This window comes from uncultured Salinisphaera sp. (genome assembly GCF_964012375.1).
Classification (GTDB): Bacteria; Pseudomonadota; Gammaproteobacteria; order Nevskiales; family Salinisphaeraceae; genus Salinisphaera.
In genome coordinates this window covers 1-15866 of record NZ_CAXGSH010000088.1, presented here as the reverse complement: position 1 = coordinate 15866, position 15866 = coordinate 1, and the positions used below count along the sequence as shown (strand labels likewise).

At 62.8% G+C, this 15866-nt stretch carries 12 protein-coding genes, 1 tRNA gene and 1 other RNA gene; 4 read left to right on the top strand and 10 right to left on the bottom strand.

Features of this window, described 5'->3' with window-relative positions; genetic code table 11:
* Window positions 1-248: 248 nt before the first annotated feature.
* Window positions 249-1004, bottom strand: coding sequence for an NAD-dependent deacylase (locus ABNU97_RS14240; protein ID WP_348767351.1), 756 nt, complete (start codon window positions 1002-1004; stop codon window positions 249-251).
* A gap of 339 nt (window positions 1005-1343) precedes the next feature.
* Here ABNU97_RS14240 and ABNU97_RS14235 point away from each other — a divergent pair, with 339 nt between their 5' ends.
* A complete protein-coding gene (locus tag ABNU97_RS14235) occupies window positions 1344-2912 on the top strand; it encodes a cryptochrome/photolyase family protein (protein ID WP_348767350.1) in 1569 nt (522 codons plus the stop codon).
* 313 nt (window positions 2913-3225) lie between these two features.
* Window positions 3226-4677 carry a deoxyribodipyrimidine photo-lyase gene (locus ABNU97_RS14230; protein WP_348767349.1) on the top strand — a complete coding sequence of 484 codons (1452 nt, stop codon included), beginning with the start codon at window positions 3226-3228 and terminating at the stop codon, window positions 4675-4677.
* Between the two features lie 310 nt (window positions 4678-4987).
* On the opposite strand, the gene orn is transcribed toward ABNU97_RS14230, so the two are convergent.
* A complete protein-coding gene (orn, locus tag ABNU97_RS14225; RefSeq protein WP_348767348.1) occupies window positions 4988-5533 on the bottom strand; it encodes an oligoribonuclease in 546 nt (181 codons plus the stop codon).
* Between the two features lie 142 nt (window positions 5534-5675).
* Between orn and ABNU97_RS14220 the strand changes: the two genes are divergently transcribed.
* Window positions 5676-6011 carry a 4a-hydroxytetrahydrobiopterin dehydratase gene (locus ABNU97_RS14220; protein WP_348767347.1) on the top strand — a complete coding sequence of 112 codons (336 nt, stop codon included), beginning with the start codon at window positions 5676-5678 and terminating at the stop codon, window positions 6009-6011.
* Between the two features lie 335 nt (window positions 6012-6346).
* Here the strand turns inward: ABNU97_RS14220 and recR are convergent, their stop codons facing one another.
* The 5 genes from recR to ABNU97_RS14195 form a co-directional block, all read right to left on the bottom strand.
* Entirely contained in the window at window positions 6347-6943 is a 597-nt protein-coding gene (gene recR, locus ABNU97_RS14215; protein WP_348767346.1) for a recombination mediator RecR, read from the bottom strand.
* 47 nt (window positions 6944-6990) lie between these two features.
* Entirely contained in the window at window positions 6991-7314 is a 324-nt protein-coding gene (locus ABNU97_RS14210) for a YbaB/EbfC family nucleoid-associated protein (RefSeq protein ID WP_348767345.1), read from the bottom strand.
* The gene (gene dnaX, locus ABNU97_RS14205) at window positions 7311-9293 is read right to left on the bottom strand and encodes a DNA polymerase III subunit gamma/tau (protein WP_348767344.1); all 1983 of its coding nucleotides are present in this window, start codon (window positions 9291-9293) and stop codon (window positions 7311-7313) included. Before dnaX ends, ABNU97_RS14210 begins: the two co-directional genes overlap by 4 nt.
* Window positions 9294-9443: 150 nt before the next feature.
* An RNA gene (gene ffs, locus ABNU97_RS14200) (signal recognition particle sRNA small type) lies at window positions 9444-9540 on the bottom strand.
* Between the two features lie 191 nt (window positions 9541-9731).
* On the bottom strand, window positions 9732-11753 hold the full coding sequence (locus ABNU97_RS14195) for an EAL domain-containing protein (protein ID WP_348767343.1): 2022 nt from the start codon (window positions 11751-11753) through the stop codon (window positions 9732-9734).
* Window positions 11754-12110: 357 nt separating this feature from the next.
* Here ABNU97_RS14195 and ABNU97_RS14190 point away from each other — a divergent pair, with 357 nt between their 5' ends.
* On the top strand, window positions 12111-12395 hold the full coding sequence (locus ABNU97_RS14190) for a hypothetical protein (protein ID WP_348767342.1): 285 nt from the start codon (window positions 12111-12113) through the stop codon (window positions 12393-12395).
* 217 nt (window positions 12396-12612) lie between these two features.
* On the opposite strand, the gene ABNU97_RS14185 is transcribed toward ABNU97_RS14190, so the two are convergent.
* The 3 genes from ABNU97_RS14185 to ABNU97_RS14175 form a co-directional block, all read right to left on the bottom strand.
* Window positions 12613-12703: transfer RNA gene (locus ABNU97_RS14185), tRNA-Ser, on the bottom strand.
* Window positions 12704-13407: 704 nt separating this feature from the next.
* Complete coding sequence (locus ABNU97_RS14180; RefSeq protein ID WP_348767341.1) at window positions 13408-13689, bottom strand: hypothetical protein; 282 nt, start codon at window positions 13687-13689, stop codon at window positions 13408-13410.
* A gap of 109 nt (window positions 13690-13798) precedes the next feature.
* A complete protein-coding gene (locus ABNU97_RS14175) occupies window positions 13799-15862 on the bottom strand; it encodes a YjbH domain-containing protein (protein WP_348767352.1) in 2064 nt (687 codons plus the stop codon).
* Between the last annotated feature and the right edge of the window lie 4 nt (window positions 15863-15866).

The window sequence follows — 15866 nt, the reverse complement described above, 5'->3', positions numbered from 1 at the left end:
CTGTGATACGCGATCGCTCATGTGTGCGTATCGCGCCCCCGCGTGCTCGACCCCCCTCGTAAAATACCGCAAAGCACGCGCTTCGGCACATGCAGCGTTAGTGCCTATTGCCGGCGTGCAGACTGCGCCGCGACGATACCGCTATTAACAGGTAGAAAACGGCGGCGGGCTGGCGACCGGGCAACGCTGCCCGTTGCCCGTCTGGAGCCCGCCGCGCCGCGCGCGTCGCCCACTGCGTGCGAAGCGCGTCAGGCCGCTGCCTGCAGCGCCTTTTGCAAGGCGACGAGCGTGTCTGCCGCGCCGGTCTGCAGACAGACATCGCAGTAGTCCGATATATCCGTGCGCTGCGGATTGATTTCCAGCGTGGCGCTGCGCTGCATGGCGGCCTGTTGCACGGGCGCCGCAATGTAGGGAAACACGGCGCTCGTTCCCACCACCATGACCAGATCGAAGCCCTCCCCCAGCGCCTGCTCGTACTGACTCACCGCGCGTTGGGGCAGCATCTCGCCAAACAGCACAACGTCGGGGCGGACCACCCCGCCGCAGTCGGGACAGGCCGGCGGCAGCGTATCCAGCCCGGCATAGTCCTCGACCGTCGCCTGCCAATGGCACCGGGTGCATTTGAGCTGGTGGATGGTGCCGTGCATTTCGATGACGTCGCGGCTGCCCGCACTTTTGTGGAAGCCGTCCACGTTCTGCGTGAGCACGCAAAAGCGCTCGAACTTCGGCGCCATGGCCGCCAGGGCCCGATGGCCGTCGTTGGGCACCGCACGCCGGCAGGCGCGCTCGATCTCGGCAATGTATTTCCACGAGACAGACGGGTCGCGATCGAACATATCGCCCGAAAGCGCTTCTTCGATCGATATGCCGTCGGCAGTGAGGTCACGATCGTACAAACCACCCACCCCGCGATAGGTCGGCAGGCCGGAGTCGGCCGACATGCCTGCCCCGGTTATCACCAGCACCCGTTGGGCCGCGGCTAGCATGCGGGCCGCCTGTTGCATGTCGTTCGAATCCGCTTCGCTTTGCACGTCGGCTGGGCTCCGGGGTCAGAAAAATTTGTCGTGCCGCGAACACGGCAAGGAATGGCCATTTTGCCCAAACCGCTCGGTCAGGCCAATTTTACCTGGCGTGGCTCAATGCCCACTGCTCGCGGCATGAGCTCCCGCCGCGCGTCTCGCCCCTGTAGGTTGGATTAGCGCAGCGTAATCCAACAAAGAACCGTGTAAATCCGCCGATACCCACCCTCGGACGCCAAGGCATTTCATCCAGGGGTCTGTGCCCTTCGTAGATCGATCGAGCTACCGTGGTTATCGCCGCTCATTTCCTAACACGCTGCTGCCATGCCCAAAATTCGCAACCTCGTCCTCGTGTTGGGCGACCAGCTCGACCTCGATCTTTCCGCACTCGACGGCTTCGACCCCGAGCGCGATGCGATCTGGATGGCAGAAAACGACACCGAAGCCACCCATGTTTGGTGTCACAAGAAACGCCTCGTGCTCTTTTTTGCCGCGATGCGTCATTATCGGGACGCGCTCCGCGAACGCGGCTTCACCGTGTACTACCACGAACTGCAGACCGACCGCCGTCGCGACAGCGGCCCCGATTTCGCCGCGATTCTGGGAGCGAGCATTCATGAAAGCCGCCCGCAGCGACTGGTCATGACCGAATGCGGCGATTATCGCGTGCAAGAGATGCTTGCCCAGTGCGCGAGCGACCAGGACCTGAACCTGCAGGTACGCCCTGACCGCCACTTCTATTGTTCGCTCGACGCATTCGAAGAATGGGCCGGCTCGCGATCCACCATGGTGCTGGAAGACTTCTATCGCGAGATGCGGCGCTCGGAAGACGTGCTCATGGACGGCGACAAACCCGCCGGGCAGGCATGGAACTTCGACAAGAGCAATCGCGAGTCCTTTGGCCGCAACGGCCCCGGCGAGCTTCCGCACGTACGCGGCTTTCGCCCGGACGATACAACCCAGGCCGTGATCGATATGGTCGAACAGCGATACGGCGATCACCCCGGGCATACCGAAGGCTTCGACCTGCCGGTGACCCACGCCGAGGCGCGTACGGCCCTGCGCGATTTCATCGACAACCGTTTGTCTCAGTTCGGCCCCTATCAGGACGCGCTCTGGACCGACCTGCGCTTTGGCTATCATTCGCGTCTCTCGGCCGCGCTCAACCTGCACCTCATCGGCCCACGCGAATGCGTGGATGCCGCAGTCGAGACCTACCGCAACGGCAACGCGCCCATCGAAAGCGTGGAGGGGTTCGTGCGCCAGATTCTCGGCTGGCGCGAATTCGTGCGCGGCGTGTACTGGCTGAAAATGCCGGGCTACATCCAACGCAACGCGCTGCGTGCGCAACTGCCCGTACCGCAGAGCTACTGGGACGGCGATACCGATATGGCCTGCGTGGGCGACGCCATGGCCAACGTGCTCGACAACGGTTATGCCCACCATATTCAGCGGCTGATGGTGCTCGGCCTGTTCGCGCTCAACGCCGGCGTGCACCCGCGCGCCTTCCACGACTGGCATATGGCCATGTATCTCGACGCGATCGACTGGGTGAGCCTGCCCAACGCCCTGGGCATGAGCCAGTTCGGTGACGGCGGCGTGCTCGGCACCAAGCCGTATTGCGCCTCCGGCAACTACATCAACAAGATGAGCAACTACTGCAAGAATTGTCGCTTCGACTACCGCAAGGCCACCGGTGACGATGCCTGCCCGGTGACCACGCTGTACTGGGATTTTCTAGACCGCAACGTCGAACACTTCGAGAACAACCAGCGCATGGTCTTCCAGGTGAAGAATCTGGAGAAAAAGCGCAACGACCCCGACCTGATGGACGCGATTCGCGAACAGGCCAAGCGCTTGAAAGATCGCATCCACGCGGGTGAACGCATCTAGTCGCACCAAAGCCCGGTCGGCGTCGGCCTCCGGCGTAAGCCGACCTTGCGGGCCACGGACGTAGGTTGGATTAGCGAAGCGTAATCCAACATCGAACGAAGCCTGAGCTGCCCGCCCCGCACTTCTGGCTGGAAACGACTTTGACGCCCGATTCCTGTCCGCTCACGGCCTGAGGCTTACGCCGACCTCGGGTTTTTACCGCCATGATCTAGACACTTCAGAAAGCCGAGGCATCGGGTGCGGCCACGCTTCCGTATGATCGGCCTTTCGTACGCGCGGCCAGGCGCCGCACTTTTCAGCTAGAGCAAGACCTATGAAAGAACGCGTCATCGTTTGGTTTCGGCGGGATCTACGCCTCGCGGACAACCCGGCCCTGCGCGCCGCTCTGGACGACGATTTCGATGCCATCGTGCCCCTGTTCATCCATGCCCCGCATGAACTGGGCGCATGGGCGCCCGGCGCGGCACAGCGCGTATGGCTGCACGAGTCGCTTGCCGCGTTCTCCGAGGCGCTGGAGGCGCTGGGTTCGCGGCTGATTATCCGCCAGGGCGACACCGCCGACGTACTCGATACGCTGATCGAGGAAAGCGGCGCCACCGCGGTGTACTGGAACCGGCTGTACGACCCGCTCACCATCGAACGCGACAAGAAGGTCAAGCAGCACCTCGAAGACAACGACATCCAGACCGCGAGCTTCAAGGCGCACCTGCTGCACGAGCCGTGGACCGTCGAAACCAAGCAAGGCGGTCCCTACAAGGTGTTCACGCCGTTCTGGAAAGCGGTGAAGAACCGTGCTGTGGATACACCGCTGGCCGCGCCCACATCGCTGCCGGATGTGTGGTCGCGTATCGGCTCGGAGTCGCTGGCGTCACTCGAGCTGCGGCCGAAAATCGAATGGGACCACGGCATCCGCGAGACCTGGTCGCCCGGCGAGGACGGCGCCCACGAAAGGCTTGAGACCTTTCTCGAAGACGTGCTGGAACAATACGACGACAGCCGCGACGAGCCGGCACGCTACGGCACGTCCTATCTGTCGCCGCACTTGCACTGGGGCGAAATCGGGCCCCGTCAGATCGTGCATCGGGTCGAGGAATGGCTGGACGACCATCGCGAAACCAAGACCCTGCGCACCCACGCCGACAGTTTTCTGAGCGAGATCGGCTGGCGCGAGTTTTCCCACCACGTGCTGTACCACTTTCCGAACACGCCCGAGGAGCCGCTCGATGCGCGCTTCAAGGACTTTCCGTGGTCCGGTGACGACGAAGGCCTGCGCCGCTGGCAGCAGGGCCGTACCGGTATTCCCATGGTGGATGCCGGCATGCGCGAGCTTTGGGAAACCGGCTATATGCACAATCGCCTGCGCATGACGGTGGCGTCATTTTTGACCAAGAACCTGCGCGTCGCCTGGCAGCACGGCGAACGCTGGTTCTGGGATACGCTCGTGGATGCCGATTTGGCCAACAACACGCTGGGCTGGCAATGGGCCGCCGGCTGCGGCGCCGATGCCGCGCCGTTCTTTCGCATCTTCAACCCGGCGCGTCAGGGTGAGCGTTTCGATAAACAAGGCGAGTACGTCCGCCGCTGGGTACCGGAACTGGCCGATCTGGAAAATCGCCATATTCACGAACCGTGGAAGGCGCCCGCGAAAGCACTGGAAGCTGCGAACATCACCCTGGGCGAGGATTATCCTGAGCCGATTGTGGATCTGAAGGAGTCACGGCGCGAAGCGCTGGCCGCCTTCGACGAGATCAAGAACGACGATTGAATCAGGTCACATGACGGGTTCGTCACCCAAAATCCGGACAAAAAAAAGGCTCCCTAAGGAGCCTTTAGTCGTCATTCCCGCACATTGTGATTTTTGGTTATCCGTTAACCGGATATCGACGGGAAAGCTTTTGTAGTTGTCGTCGGGTCGGGTGACCGTGGTTCTGCCTCCGAAAGCGCCTGCCGCCTGTTATATGTGTATGGACTCGCGGGTCCAGACGTGCAATTCGTTTCCTTGACCACTTTTGTACACCGATATGATTAGCGCGTCAACTAATGACACGCTCGTCATGTTGGTGAGCCAGTACGGGCTAGATCTTGAGCAGCGTTTCCCGGTAGTAGGCCAATTCCGCCAGCGAGTCGCGAATATCGTCCATGGCGAGATGGGATGCCTGCTTCTTGAACCCTTTCGCCAGTTCCGGCGCCCAGCGTTTCGCCAGTTCCTTGAGCGTGCTCACGTCGATATGCCGATAGTGAAAAAACGCTTCGAGCTCGGGCATGTAGCGAGCCAAAAACCGACGGTCCTGGCAAATGCTGTTGCCGCACATAGGCGATGCGCCCTGCGGTACATACTCGGCCAGAAATGCGAGTGTTTCGCGCTGCGCCTGGGCTTCGTCCACGTCGCTGGCCCGCACGCGCGCGACCAGACCGGACTGGTTATGCTGGCGCGTATTCCATGCGTCCATGCCGTTCAACAGCGCATCGTCCTGATGCACCGCGCGCACCGGTCCTTCCGCGAGTACGTTCAGATCCTTGTCTGTCACAAGGGTGGCGATCTCGATAATGCGGTCGGTCTCGGGATCGAGGCCGGTCATCTCCAGATCGATCCAGATAAGGTTGTCTTCGGCTTGGTTCATGGCGCGTGTTTAAGAAACAAAGCGCCATTGTGCGATGCACTGCGGGCCAGCGCAAAAGCGTGTTTCGGCGTTCATAGGCCAGTCGTTGGCTATCGGCTGACTGTTAACCTCAACCAACCAATTCTTCACGCACGAGCACACCATGTCCGATCTCAGCCAACAACATTGCCAGGCCTGTGACAGCAGCACGCCCGCGCTATCGGCCGAACAAGCCGAGTCGGCGCTATCGCAGCTGGCTGCGCGATGGACACGGGTGAACGACGCGCGCCTCGCAGCCGAGTTCAAATTCAAGAACTACGGCAAGACGCAGGCGTTTGTTAACGCGGTGGCCTATATCGCGCACCGGGAAATGCACCACCCCGAGATCACCTTCGGCTACAACCAGTGCCGCGTGGAACTCACTACGCATGCCATCGGCGGCTTGTCCGAAAACGACTTCATATTCGCCGCGAAGGTGGACCGGCTGGTTGATGACTGATTCGGCGCGTGCGCGACCTACCGACGCGTTGTGCATCGGATGTTTTGACCGACGGCCATCGATTTACCGCGCACCGCACTCTGAACGGACCGGAGGCATGGGTAACGTTTTGGCGCGTTGCGTAAGCCGATCCGTGTCGGGTGACGATGGAGGAAATACAGGGAATGGCCGACACGGGGCGGCGCGAAAGCTGGTTGGGTGCGGTGGGGCAGAACCGATGCTGCGAGCTTCGTTCGTTGTTGGATTACGCTGCGCTAATCCAACCTACGACTATCCAAAGCTTCGGTCGTGGCGGCGTAGGTCCGCTTGGCCACAGGCCGTAAGCCGACATGGGGCTATAGGGCGCGTCTACCGCTGAAGGCCTGGCTGAGGGTGCCGGCATCGACATACTCCAGCTCGCCGCCGATGGGCACCCCGTGGGCGATACGGGAAACGCCGGCATTGTTCTGCCGTGCCAGATCGGCCACGTATTGTGCGGTGGCCTCACCTTCTACCGTGGCGCCCGTGGCCAGAATGACTTCTTCCACGCTGCCGTCGGACAGGCGTTGCCGCAGGATATCCAGGCCGAGCTCGTTGGGGCCAATGCCGTCGATCGGCGACAGCCGCCCCAGCAGCACGAAGTAGCGGCCGCCGAAGTCGGTATTCTGTTCGATGGCCATGACGTCGGCCGGGCTTTCCACCACGCACACCAGCGACGGGTCGCGACGTTCGTTCGAGCAGATATCGCAGATTTCGTGCTCGGTAAACATGCGACAGGATTTGCAGTGCTGGACGTTTTCTACCGCCTGCTCGATCGTACGTGCCAGATGCGCGGCACCCTCGCGTTCGCGCTGGAGCATGTGAAACGCCATGCGCTGGGCGCTTTTCGCGCCGACGCCGGGCAGGATGCGCAGCGCGTCGATCAGGCTGGTCAAGGCCGGAGAGAACGCCATGCCCTACCCGTGCCTCGCGCTGGCGGCAATCCGGACCGTGGTCACGATCAGAACGGCAGGTTCATGCCGGGCGGCAGATCCAGGCCGCCGGTCATTTCCGACATCTTTTCCTTGCTGGCCGCGCTCACCCGCTGAACGGCGTCGTTGATGGCGGCGGCGATGAGGTCTTCGGCGAATTCGCGATCTTCCTCGAACACGCTCGGGTCGATGACCACGTTCTTGACCTCGTGCTTGCCGTTCATCACGACCTTCACCAGGCCGGCGCCCGATTCGCCGGTGATTTCCATCTTGGCGAGCTCGGCCTGGGCTTCCTGCATCTTGCCCTGCATGGCCTGCGCCTGCTGCATGATCTTGCCTAGTTGACCTTTCATAGTTCGTCTCGGTTGGGCATCGCCTTGCTATGGCGATGTGGCTTGATGGTTTCGGCACGCAGTTGCGCGCCGAGGCGCTGACGCAACTTCTGCACGAAGGGGTCGTTTTCTATCGACGCCACGGCGGCCTGTTGGCGTGCCTGGGCGTCCTGCTCGATACGCTGGGCCGGCGTGTTACGTGCCTCGTCGACAAATTCGATCGACAGATGCGGCGCCTCGCGGGGCGACCACTCGGCGGCCAGCGCCTGCTGGAGCGCGTCCTTGTTATTGGGCGTGGCGAGAAATTCGTTGGCCCGTGCCAGCGCCAGCACGATCTGGTTTTCGTCCAGACGGCGACAGATGCCGTTGTGGGCGAGCTGAGCGGCGAAACCACCCAGCTCCAGCCGCTCGACCAGCGTATGCCATTCGTCCGGGCCCATGTTTGCGGCCGGTTCGGGCGGCGCCGATTCTGCCTGGGCCTGGGCCGGCGCCGCGGTGTCTTGTTCGCGCACCACCGCCTGCGCGGTCGCCTTCGGCGGCTGTTCCACGTTCGGCGTGGGCTCGGTGGCGGCATTGGCTTGGCCATCGACCGACGACGCCACCGGCTCGGACGTTGCCTGTTCGACGGGCTCGGGCGCCGGCGGCGATGCCGGGCGGCTATCGATAGGAGTCGACGTCACGTTCTCCGGCGCCGGCTCGGGCGCTGCCGGCGGCTCGGGGGGTGCTGTATTCGAGCGCGCCGGCGAGGTTTGATCGGTATCGGGCCGGGCGGCGCCATTGAGCTGGGCGCGTACCTGGGCAATGCCACTGGCCGGCGTTGATGCCTTATCTGGCGCGGACGCTGCCGGCGCGGACCGGGCGGTATCTGCGGGTTCGCTGTGCGCCTGGGGCGGCGCCGCGCCACCGACTTCAGCCTCGGCGGGGGCAAAGGCCAGCATGCGCAGCACGCTCATTTTCACGCCGACCAGCGGATCCGGCGCATGGGCCAGATCGCGCACGCCGGCCAGCGCGATGTCGTAGAACAGATGCACGCTGGCCCGATCGGCGCGTTCGGCGACCGGTGCCCAGATCTCGCCGCCATCGTCGGTGGCCTCGCCCACCAGATGGATCGTGGCGATCTGTTGCCAGGCCGTGGCCAGCGCTTCGAGCAGATACCGCATGTCGATGCCCTGGGCATAAAGCCCGGCGAGCGCATCGAGCGCGGCCGGCGCGCGCGCGTCCACAATGGCCTCGACGAGTTCCACCACCCGCCCCTGGCCGATCGTACCCAGCATGTCGCGTACCGGCTCGGCCTCGAGCCGGCCGCCGCTGAACGCAATCGCCTGATCGAGCAGCGACAAGCCATCGCGCATGCTGCCGTCGGCAGCGCGCGCCACTTCCACAAGCGCCTGTTCTTCGGCCTCGATGGACTCCGCGTCGACGATGTGGCGAAGCTGCGCGGCGATCTCGGCGACCGGCAATCGCTTGAGGGGAAACTGCAGACAGCGCGAGAGAATGGTGACCGGGATTTTTTCCGGTTCGGTGGTGGCCAGCAGGAACTGGACGCGCGGCGGCGGTTCTTCGAGCGTCTTGAGCAGCGCGTTGAAGGAATGCTTGGAAAGCATGTGTACCTCGTCAATGAGGTACACCTTGGTACGCCCCCGCGTGGGCGCGTACTGGACGTTGTCCATAAGCTCGCGGGTGTCGTCCACGCCGGTACGCGATGCAGCGTCGACTTCGATGAGGTCGACAAAGCGCCCCTCGTCGATCTCGCGGCAGGTTGCACAGGCCTCGTTGCCACGACAGGGATGCGCGGTGGTGCCGTGCTCGCAGTTCAGGCATTTGGCGATGATGCGCGCAAGCGTCGTCTTGCCCACGCCGCGGGTACCGGAAAACAGCAGTGCGTGGTGCAGCTTGTCGTGATCGAGCGCGTGGGTAAGCGCACGCACCACGTGCGCCTGGCCGACGAGCTCGTCGAACCGTCGCGGCCGCCAGGTTCGGGCAAGCGCCTGGAAACTCATGCGCTGCAGGGTCCGGTTTGACGCAAATGCGAAAGATGGTGGGTCATGATTCGCTCGGATACGCAGCGCCGCCGGGCAGCGCACGATAGTGGCTCATAGGCTCGACTATCGCGGCGAACGCGGCCGGTTTCAAGCATAAGAGGTGGCGGCCCGCGCCAGCGACACCCCGGCGCCCGAGTCTGCCGCTGCCGCTGCTCCCTTCCGGGCCTGACGGGGTTCACGGCATGTCGTCGCGGGGGCACCGACGCGGGCCACCATGGAAAGCGAAAGAACGTTGTACAGCGCGATCGCTGCACGTCCTGTGGGCGCAGACGATACACAAAAACACGCACTTGGGCCAGCCGGAATCGGGCATCGCCGGCATCGGCAACCACTGACCGGGCCGATCGCGCAGGCTTGCCGCGCCCCGGGCCGGGTCGGTGCGCGCGGCCGGCGTATCTAGCCGACCCGGGCGGGCGTCATGAGCTGGCCAAAGGCAGAGGCGGGCAACGGCCGACTGAGCAAAAACCCCTGTACCTCATCGCAGCCAACGCGCTGCAGATAACACAGCTGTGATTCGGTCTCCACGCCTTCGGCCACCACCCTGAGCCCCAGCTCGTGCGACAGCCGAATGATCCAGTCGACGACTTCGGCCCGGGATTCGCGCAGACTGGGCAGATCGGCGATAAAGCCGCGGTCGATCTTGATCTGCTGGATCGGCAGCTGTTTGAGATAGAACAGGCTCGAATAGCCGGTACCGAAGTCGTCGAGGGCAACTTCGATACCCATATGCTTGAACATGCCCATGGCACTGCGCGCCTGCACGATTTCGCGCACTGCCAGCGATTCGGTGATCTCGAAGCTGATACACGCGGGATCGAGTTCGTACTTGTCGAGACAGGCCTGGACATGATCGGAAAGCGCTTCGTCGCGAAGACGAACCGCCGAAAGATTGACCGAAATGGGCGGCACGCTCAGCCCTGCGTCGAGCCAGCCGCGAATGTGGCCGCCCACCAGGTCGAGCACGCGTACTTCCAGCTCGGTGATCAGTCCGCAGCGCTCGGCGATGCCGATGAAACGCTCCGGTGAAATGAAGCCGCGTACCGCGTGCGGCCAGCGTACCAGCGCCTCCGCCCCCATGAGCGTACGTTCGCGGGTGTCGAACCGCGGCTGAAAATATACCGCCAGACCGTCCCCGCGAATGGCTTCGCGTAGCTCGCCCTGCAAGGCGAAATCGTCCGACATGCGGGCGCCCATGTCTTCGCGATAGCGCTCCACCCGGTTCTTGCCGGCGAGCTTGGCACGGTACATCGCCATATCCGCCGCGGCGATCAGGATCTCGGCATCCGCCCCGTCGTTCGGGCACAGCGCGTAGCCGACGCTCGCGGCCAGTTCAATACCCTGATATTCCACCGCGGCGATCGCGCTGAGGATACGTTCACAGACGCTGCGCGCCGTCTGGCTATCGTCCACCGCGTCCATGAGCACCACGAATTCATCGCCGCCAATACGCGCGACCATATCCTGCTCGCCCAGCGCTTCGGTGAGCAGTTGCGCGATCCGGTTGAGCAACGCATCGCCCGCCCGGTGGCCGAGATGATCGTTGATCGCCTTGAAGCCATCGATATCGACATAGGCCACCGCGAAGCCGGTGCCCTGCGTTTTCCAGCTCTCCAGGCGCTTGTCGATGCGTTCGTTCACCGACGAGCGGTTGGGCAGACCCGTCAATGGATCGTGGCGGCTGCGGTGCAGCAGTTCGGCGTTCGCCTGGCTCAGGGAGGCAACCAGCTTGGCGGTTTCCGACTCGACGCGGCGATCCTGTATCGACACCACCAGGGCAATGCCGAGAAACACCAGCGTCGAAGCGCCCACCAGCGTTGCCAGCAGCATGGAATCCAGCGCGGCGGCGTTCGCGACGGCGCTGCCCTGCACGAAACGGGCAGCGGCCATACCTACATAGTGAACGGTGGAGATACTGAGCGCGAGCATCAGCGAGGCGACGATCTTGCGCGCGAAGCCACCACGAACACGCGGCTCGCGCACGAACGAAACGCTGTAAACGGCGATAACCGACGCGACGAACGATACCGCCACCGAAGCAATTATGAGTACAGAGTCGTACTCGATACCCGGCTCGACATGCATTGCATGCATGCCTGCGTAATGCATGCTGGTGATACCCAGCGTAAGCGTGGCGCCACCGGCGAGCACGCGGCGCAGGGGGTGCCCAACGCGCGTCGACGCGTTCAGCGCGATCGCGCTGGCGAGCACCGCGATCACCCAGGCGGAGACGATAGTGGCCAGATCGTAGCCGAGATCGACCGGCAACTCGAAGGCGATCATCGCCACGAAGTGGCTCGCCCAAACGCCGGTGCCCAAAGCAAGCGAACCGGCCAGCAGCCAGCCGTAGGCGCGCCAGCTCCGGCGCGCGCCCATGCGGCTTACGACATCGAAGGCGGTATACGAGGCAAGCGTTGCCACGAGGACCGACAACACGACAAGTCGCGCATCGTAACCTCCCGACATATAAACGCTATGCAACGCGCTGCCCCCCAAAATACGTCCCCTTGTCGGCGTCTGAGCTGATCCGCACTGCCCTCATGGCAGTCACCGGACTATATAGCCGGCCACTCGTCGCGGGTGTTGCGCGCCGCGGTACGGGTGCTTTTAAGGCTGAAGCTTACACCGTGTTAGGCCGTATTTATCACAAACTTGTTTTAGAAGGCTATACAAGTGCTTCGCAGCGGGAACATTTCCTGTAGAGACGGCTTCGATTATTTGCGCCGCGGGGCAGACAATGTTCTATTGCAGGCCTATGTTCATCGACACCACGACACTATGAAAACCGTATATCTCGGTATCGGCCTGGTTCTTGCCCTGGCGGCAACCCAGGCGTCGGCGGATACGCAATGCCGGAAATCGGCCGAGGGCGACGTCAGCTGCCAGCGAGTGCATGAAGACAGCGCCCTGGATTCGGAGACCACCGATCAGGACGTCGATCACCCGACGATGGATGATGCGCAGCCCCAGGCCGACGATTCGAAAGACAAGGAAGAAAAGCCCCAGGGCGGCGAGGTCGGCGACGAGTCCATTCAGAGCGGCGATCCGGGGATTACCTATTAAAGACGCGCCAGGCGCAGCGGACGTCACCCGCTGCGCTTTGCCGAAGTGGCGTGCCGTATTGGCATAGGCAGGCTCTAGCCGCGGGGCCGCCAGTCAATAGCGGATTCGCTTCGTAGCCAGCTCAAGCGCTGGTGGGCGAGTCGATATCGAGGCGGGGTTCTTTGTTGGATTACGCTTCGCTAATCCAACCTACGCCTATCGGCAGGGTTTGCCGGGGTGGCGGAGAGGGAGGGATTCGAACCCTCGGTACGGGGTTACCGCACACACGCTTTCCAGGCGTGCTCCTTCGACCGCTCGGACACCTCTCCGTTACCGGCTGCGCATTGTATCGTAAAAAAAGCCTTTATGGGCTGTCGAAAAGGGAAGGATTATTGAAGCTCGCGGTTCGCGATCTTCAATCGTTGCGGGCTCACGTGCTGCCCATGTTCTTGTCGGCTGCGATGCAGCCGGCCGAACCCTCGGCACGGGCAAGATCAGTCGGGACGCACGCACGCTTTTCAGCCTTGGCTCTTCGACCGCTCGCACAGCTCTTCGGTTACGTCTGCGCGTTGGATCGTAAACAAGACCGGGGGTTGGAGCACAGCCCGGGCATTGGTGGCGACCGTGCCCCACCCTCGGCCACCGCCCCTTGACCCGTCGCAGCGGTTATCGGGCGCACGGCATGCCTTCGGCATCTGGAAACACGCGCCTCGCAGGTTGCCTGCGTCGGATGAGCGCTGGGGCCGCATCCGCCAGCCCTGAGTGCAGGTTCGGATTACGGGCCGATTGGACTCTGGGGGCTGCGTTCGCTGTTGGATTACGCTGCGCTAATCCAACCTACGGCCGCTACGTAGATTAGCCGAAGCCTTGTAGGTTGGGTTAGGCCTAAGGCCGTAAGCCGACTCGGCCACTGCACCCGTGGCTGTTCAGAGCTTTACGGCACACCGGCTACGTTCGTCGTTGGATTACGCGTCGCTAATCCAACCTACGCACGAAGCGCATGCCGAACATACAGTCGGCAGCAGGCTGCTTTCTAGCTGGTCATCGCCGGCGGCGTAACCAGACAGCGCGCTGCCGGGTCTTCGGCATCGCGGTCGGCGGGCACTTCATCGAAGTAACCGACCGGCCCATCCGCGACGTCGGGCACACGCATGCTCGGATCGGGCCGCGGCGCATCCAGACCGGGAGGGCTGGTCAGCGGCGGAAAGGATTGCGCGCTCATATAGGGCTGCGTCTTCAGGCAAGCGGGCGTCGTACTGCAGGCCGCAAGCCCCAGCAGGCCCGTCGCGAACACGGGAAGAAGCAATTTTTTCACGAATACTCCACTAAATCGGCGCCTGGGCATACGCGATGTCGCGCCGCCCGCTGGGCGCATCCTATCACTGCCCTCGCCTTTGAGCATGCACACGTATCGGCTGCGCCCATCAGCGTTTGACGTCCTCGTAGCTTTCCCAGTAGTCGTCGATTGCGCGCATGCTGGTCAGGCCGTACAGCGAGTAACGGCGTGCCAGCTGGGCACCACCATCACGCGTGAGCGGCTGCCAGCCCACCGCGGCATAGCCGCGCGAAGACTTGTTGAAGAACAGGTCGAGCGGCATGCTCAGGTAAATGCCCTTGTCGAAGCCGCCCTCGCCGTAGTCGTCGCCGGCATCGGTAAAGGTCGCATAGGCGCCCAGTCTGACGCCGGATTCGAACTCGCGCGAAAAATCGATGGTGGTACCGATATCCTCGGCCAGATAGCGGCCGACGCTGACTTTCGCGAGTACGTCCTTGATCCCGGTATCGATATAGGCGGTGGCGTTGCCGACCCAGGTTTCGTAGTCGCGCAAACCGAACTGGGTATCGAAATCGCGCTGGCGCACCCAGTTGGCATCAAGACCCAGCGCTACGCGGCTATTGAACGGGCGGTACATGATCTCGCCGCCCGCGCCCGCGTACATCTGTTCCAGGTAGCCGGCATAGGCCATGCCGAACCAGTTGTCGGCAAGCCGTGCGGTCCGGGTGTACTGGAGGTTGTAGATGCCCAGCTCGGTTTCGTCGAGATACTGGGCAACGAACGTGCGTACACGGGGCAGATCCGAGTCGGCGGTATAGTCGAACTGGTCGAAGTTATCGAGCAGCGTGTAGCCGAGCGTGCCGGAGAACCAGCCGTGATCGTCGGTCTTGAGCTGGGTATCGAGCTTGGCGAGCACCTGGTAGAGATAACCGTCCGGGCCGCCGTAGTTCTGGCGAAAACCGGGGGAAAAGCGCCAGCTGAACACCTCGCCGAAGTCGTCGTATAGCGGCTGCTCGGTTTCGCGCTGGGCGCGCTGGCTCGAGGAAGCGACCGAGGCCACGCCGAAACGATAGTCCTCGTCGCTGAACACGCTGCCCGGATTGATGATGAACGGATCGGCGGGCAGCGGAGCGCGCGGCAGCGAGTCTTCACGGGTGACGATACCCCGGTCCACCCAGCGATAACGGAACCGCTCGATATCGGGATCGGCAAAATTGTGCAGGATACGGTTGGCTCGCAGCTCTGCTTCAGCCGTGTTGCGATACCGATTGGGCGAGCCTTCGACCACCAGCGAATCGCCGTCGCGTGAAATACGGCGCGTGCGGATACCCGCATTGGCCGATAGCTGCTTCGCAGCTTCGTCCCAGTCTTGGCCCTGTGCGCTTGCCGCACCCGGCTCGCCGACAGAGACCGGTGCGGGGTCGCTCTTGGGCTGGGTAATGGTGGCCAGATTGACGCTGAGCGTGGCACCCAGCATGGCCGTATTGCCGCGCTCCCAGGCCGCCGAAAGCGTCAGGTAGTCGTTGACCTGCAGGCGCGCCCCCACGTTGATCGGCGAATCCTGTTCCTGGGGGTTGTTGAGCGGTTCGCTCTCGTAATCGTTGCCTTCGTATTCGACCTGCAACGTCAACGGTTCGAACGGCGTGTGGTACTGGATACCGCCAAAAACGCTGGTCCGTCCGGAGAACAGCTGCTTGAGGTTGAAGTCGCCGCCCTGGCCGGTGTCTTCGTCGATGCGCTCCTTGTACTGTTCGGAGAACACCCCGATCGGATTACCGAAATCGCCGCGCGAGCCCAGGTAGCCCCAGCCGAGGCCGAGGCTGAAGTCGAAGTCGTACCAACGCTTGTTGGCGACAAGATACTCGCTGCCGAACAAGCCGGTACCGCCGAAGTCTCGAAAGCCGAGCGAGACTTCCGGGGTATAGGCACGCTCGTCGAGAAGCGAGAATTTTACGTCGACGCCTTTATCCAGGTAGTCACGATCGCCCGCGATGGAACGCCCGTACAGCCGGTTACCAATCTGGGTGTAACGAAAACCCGCTTCCATCCATTCGAAGGGCTGGAAGCTGAACCCGTAATGGGTATAGGGGTCGACTTCACTATAGGTGAAGGAAAAGCTCCCCACCGGGGCCATACGGGCAGTGGGGGTTTCCAGCAAACCGACACCGCCATAATCGGCCTGGAACACCGGCGCGACGTCGCTGTCCGGCACATCC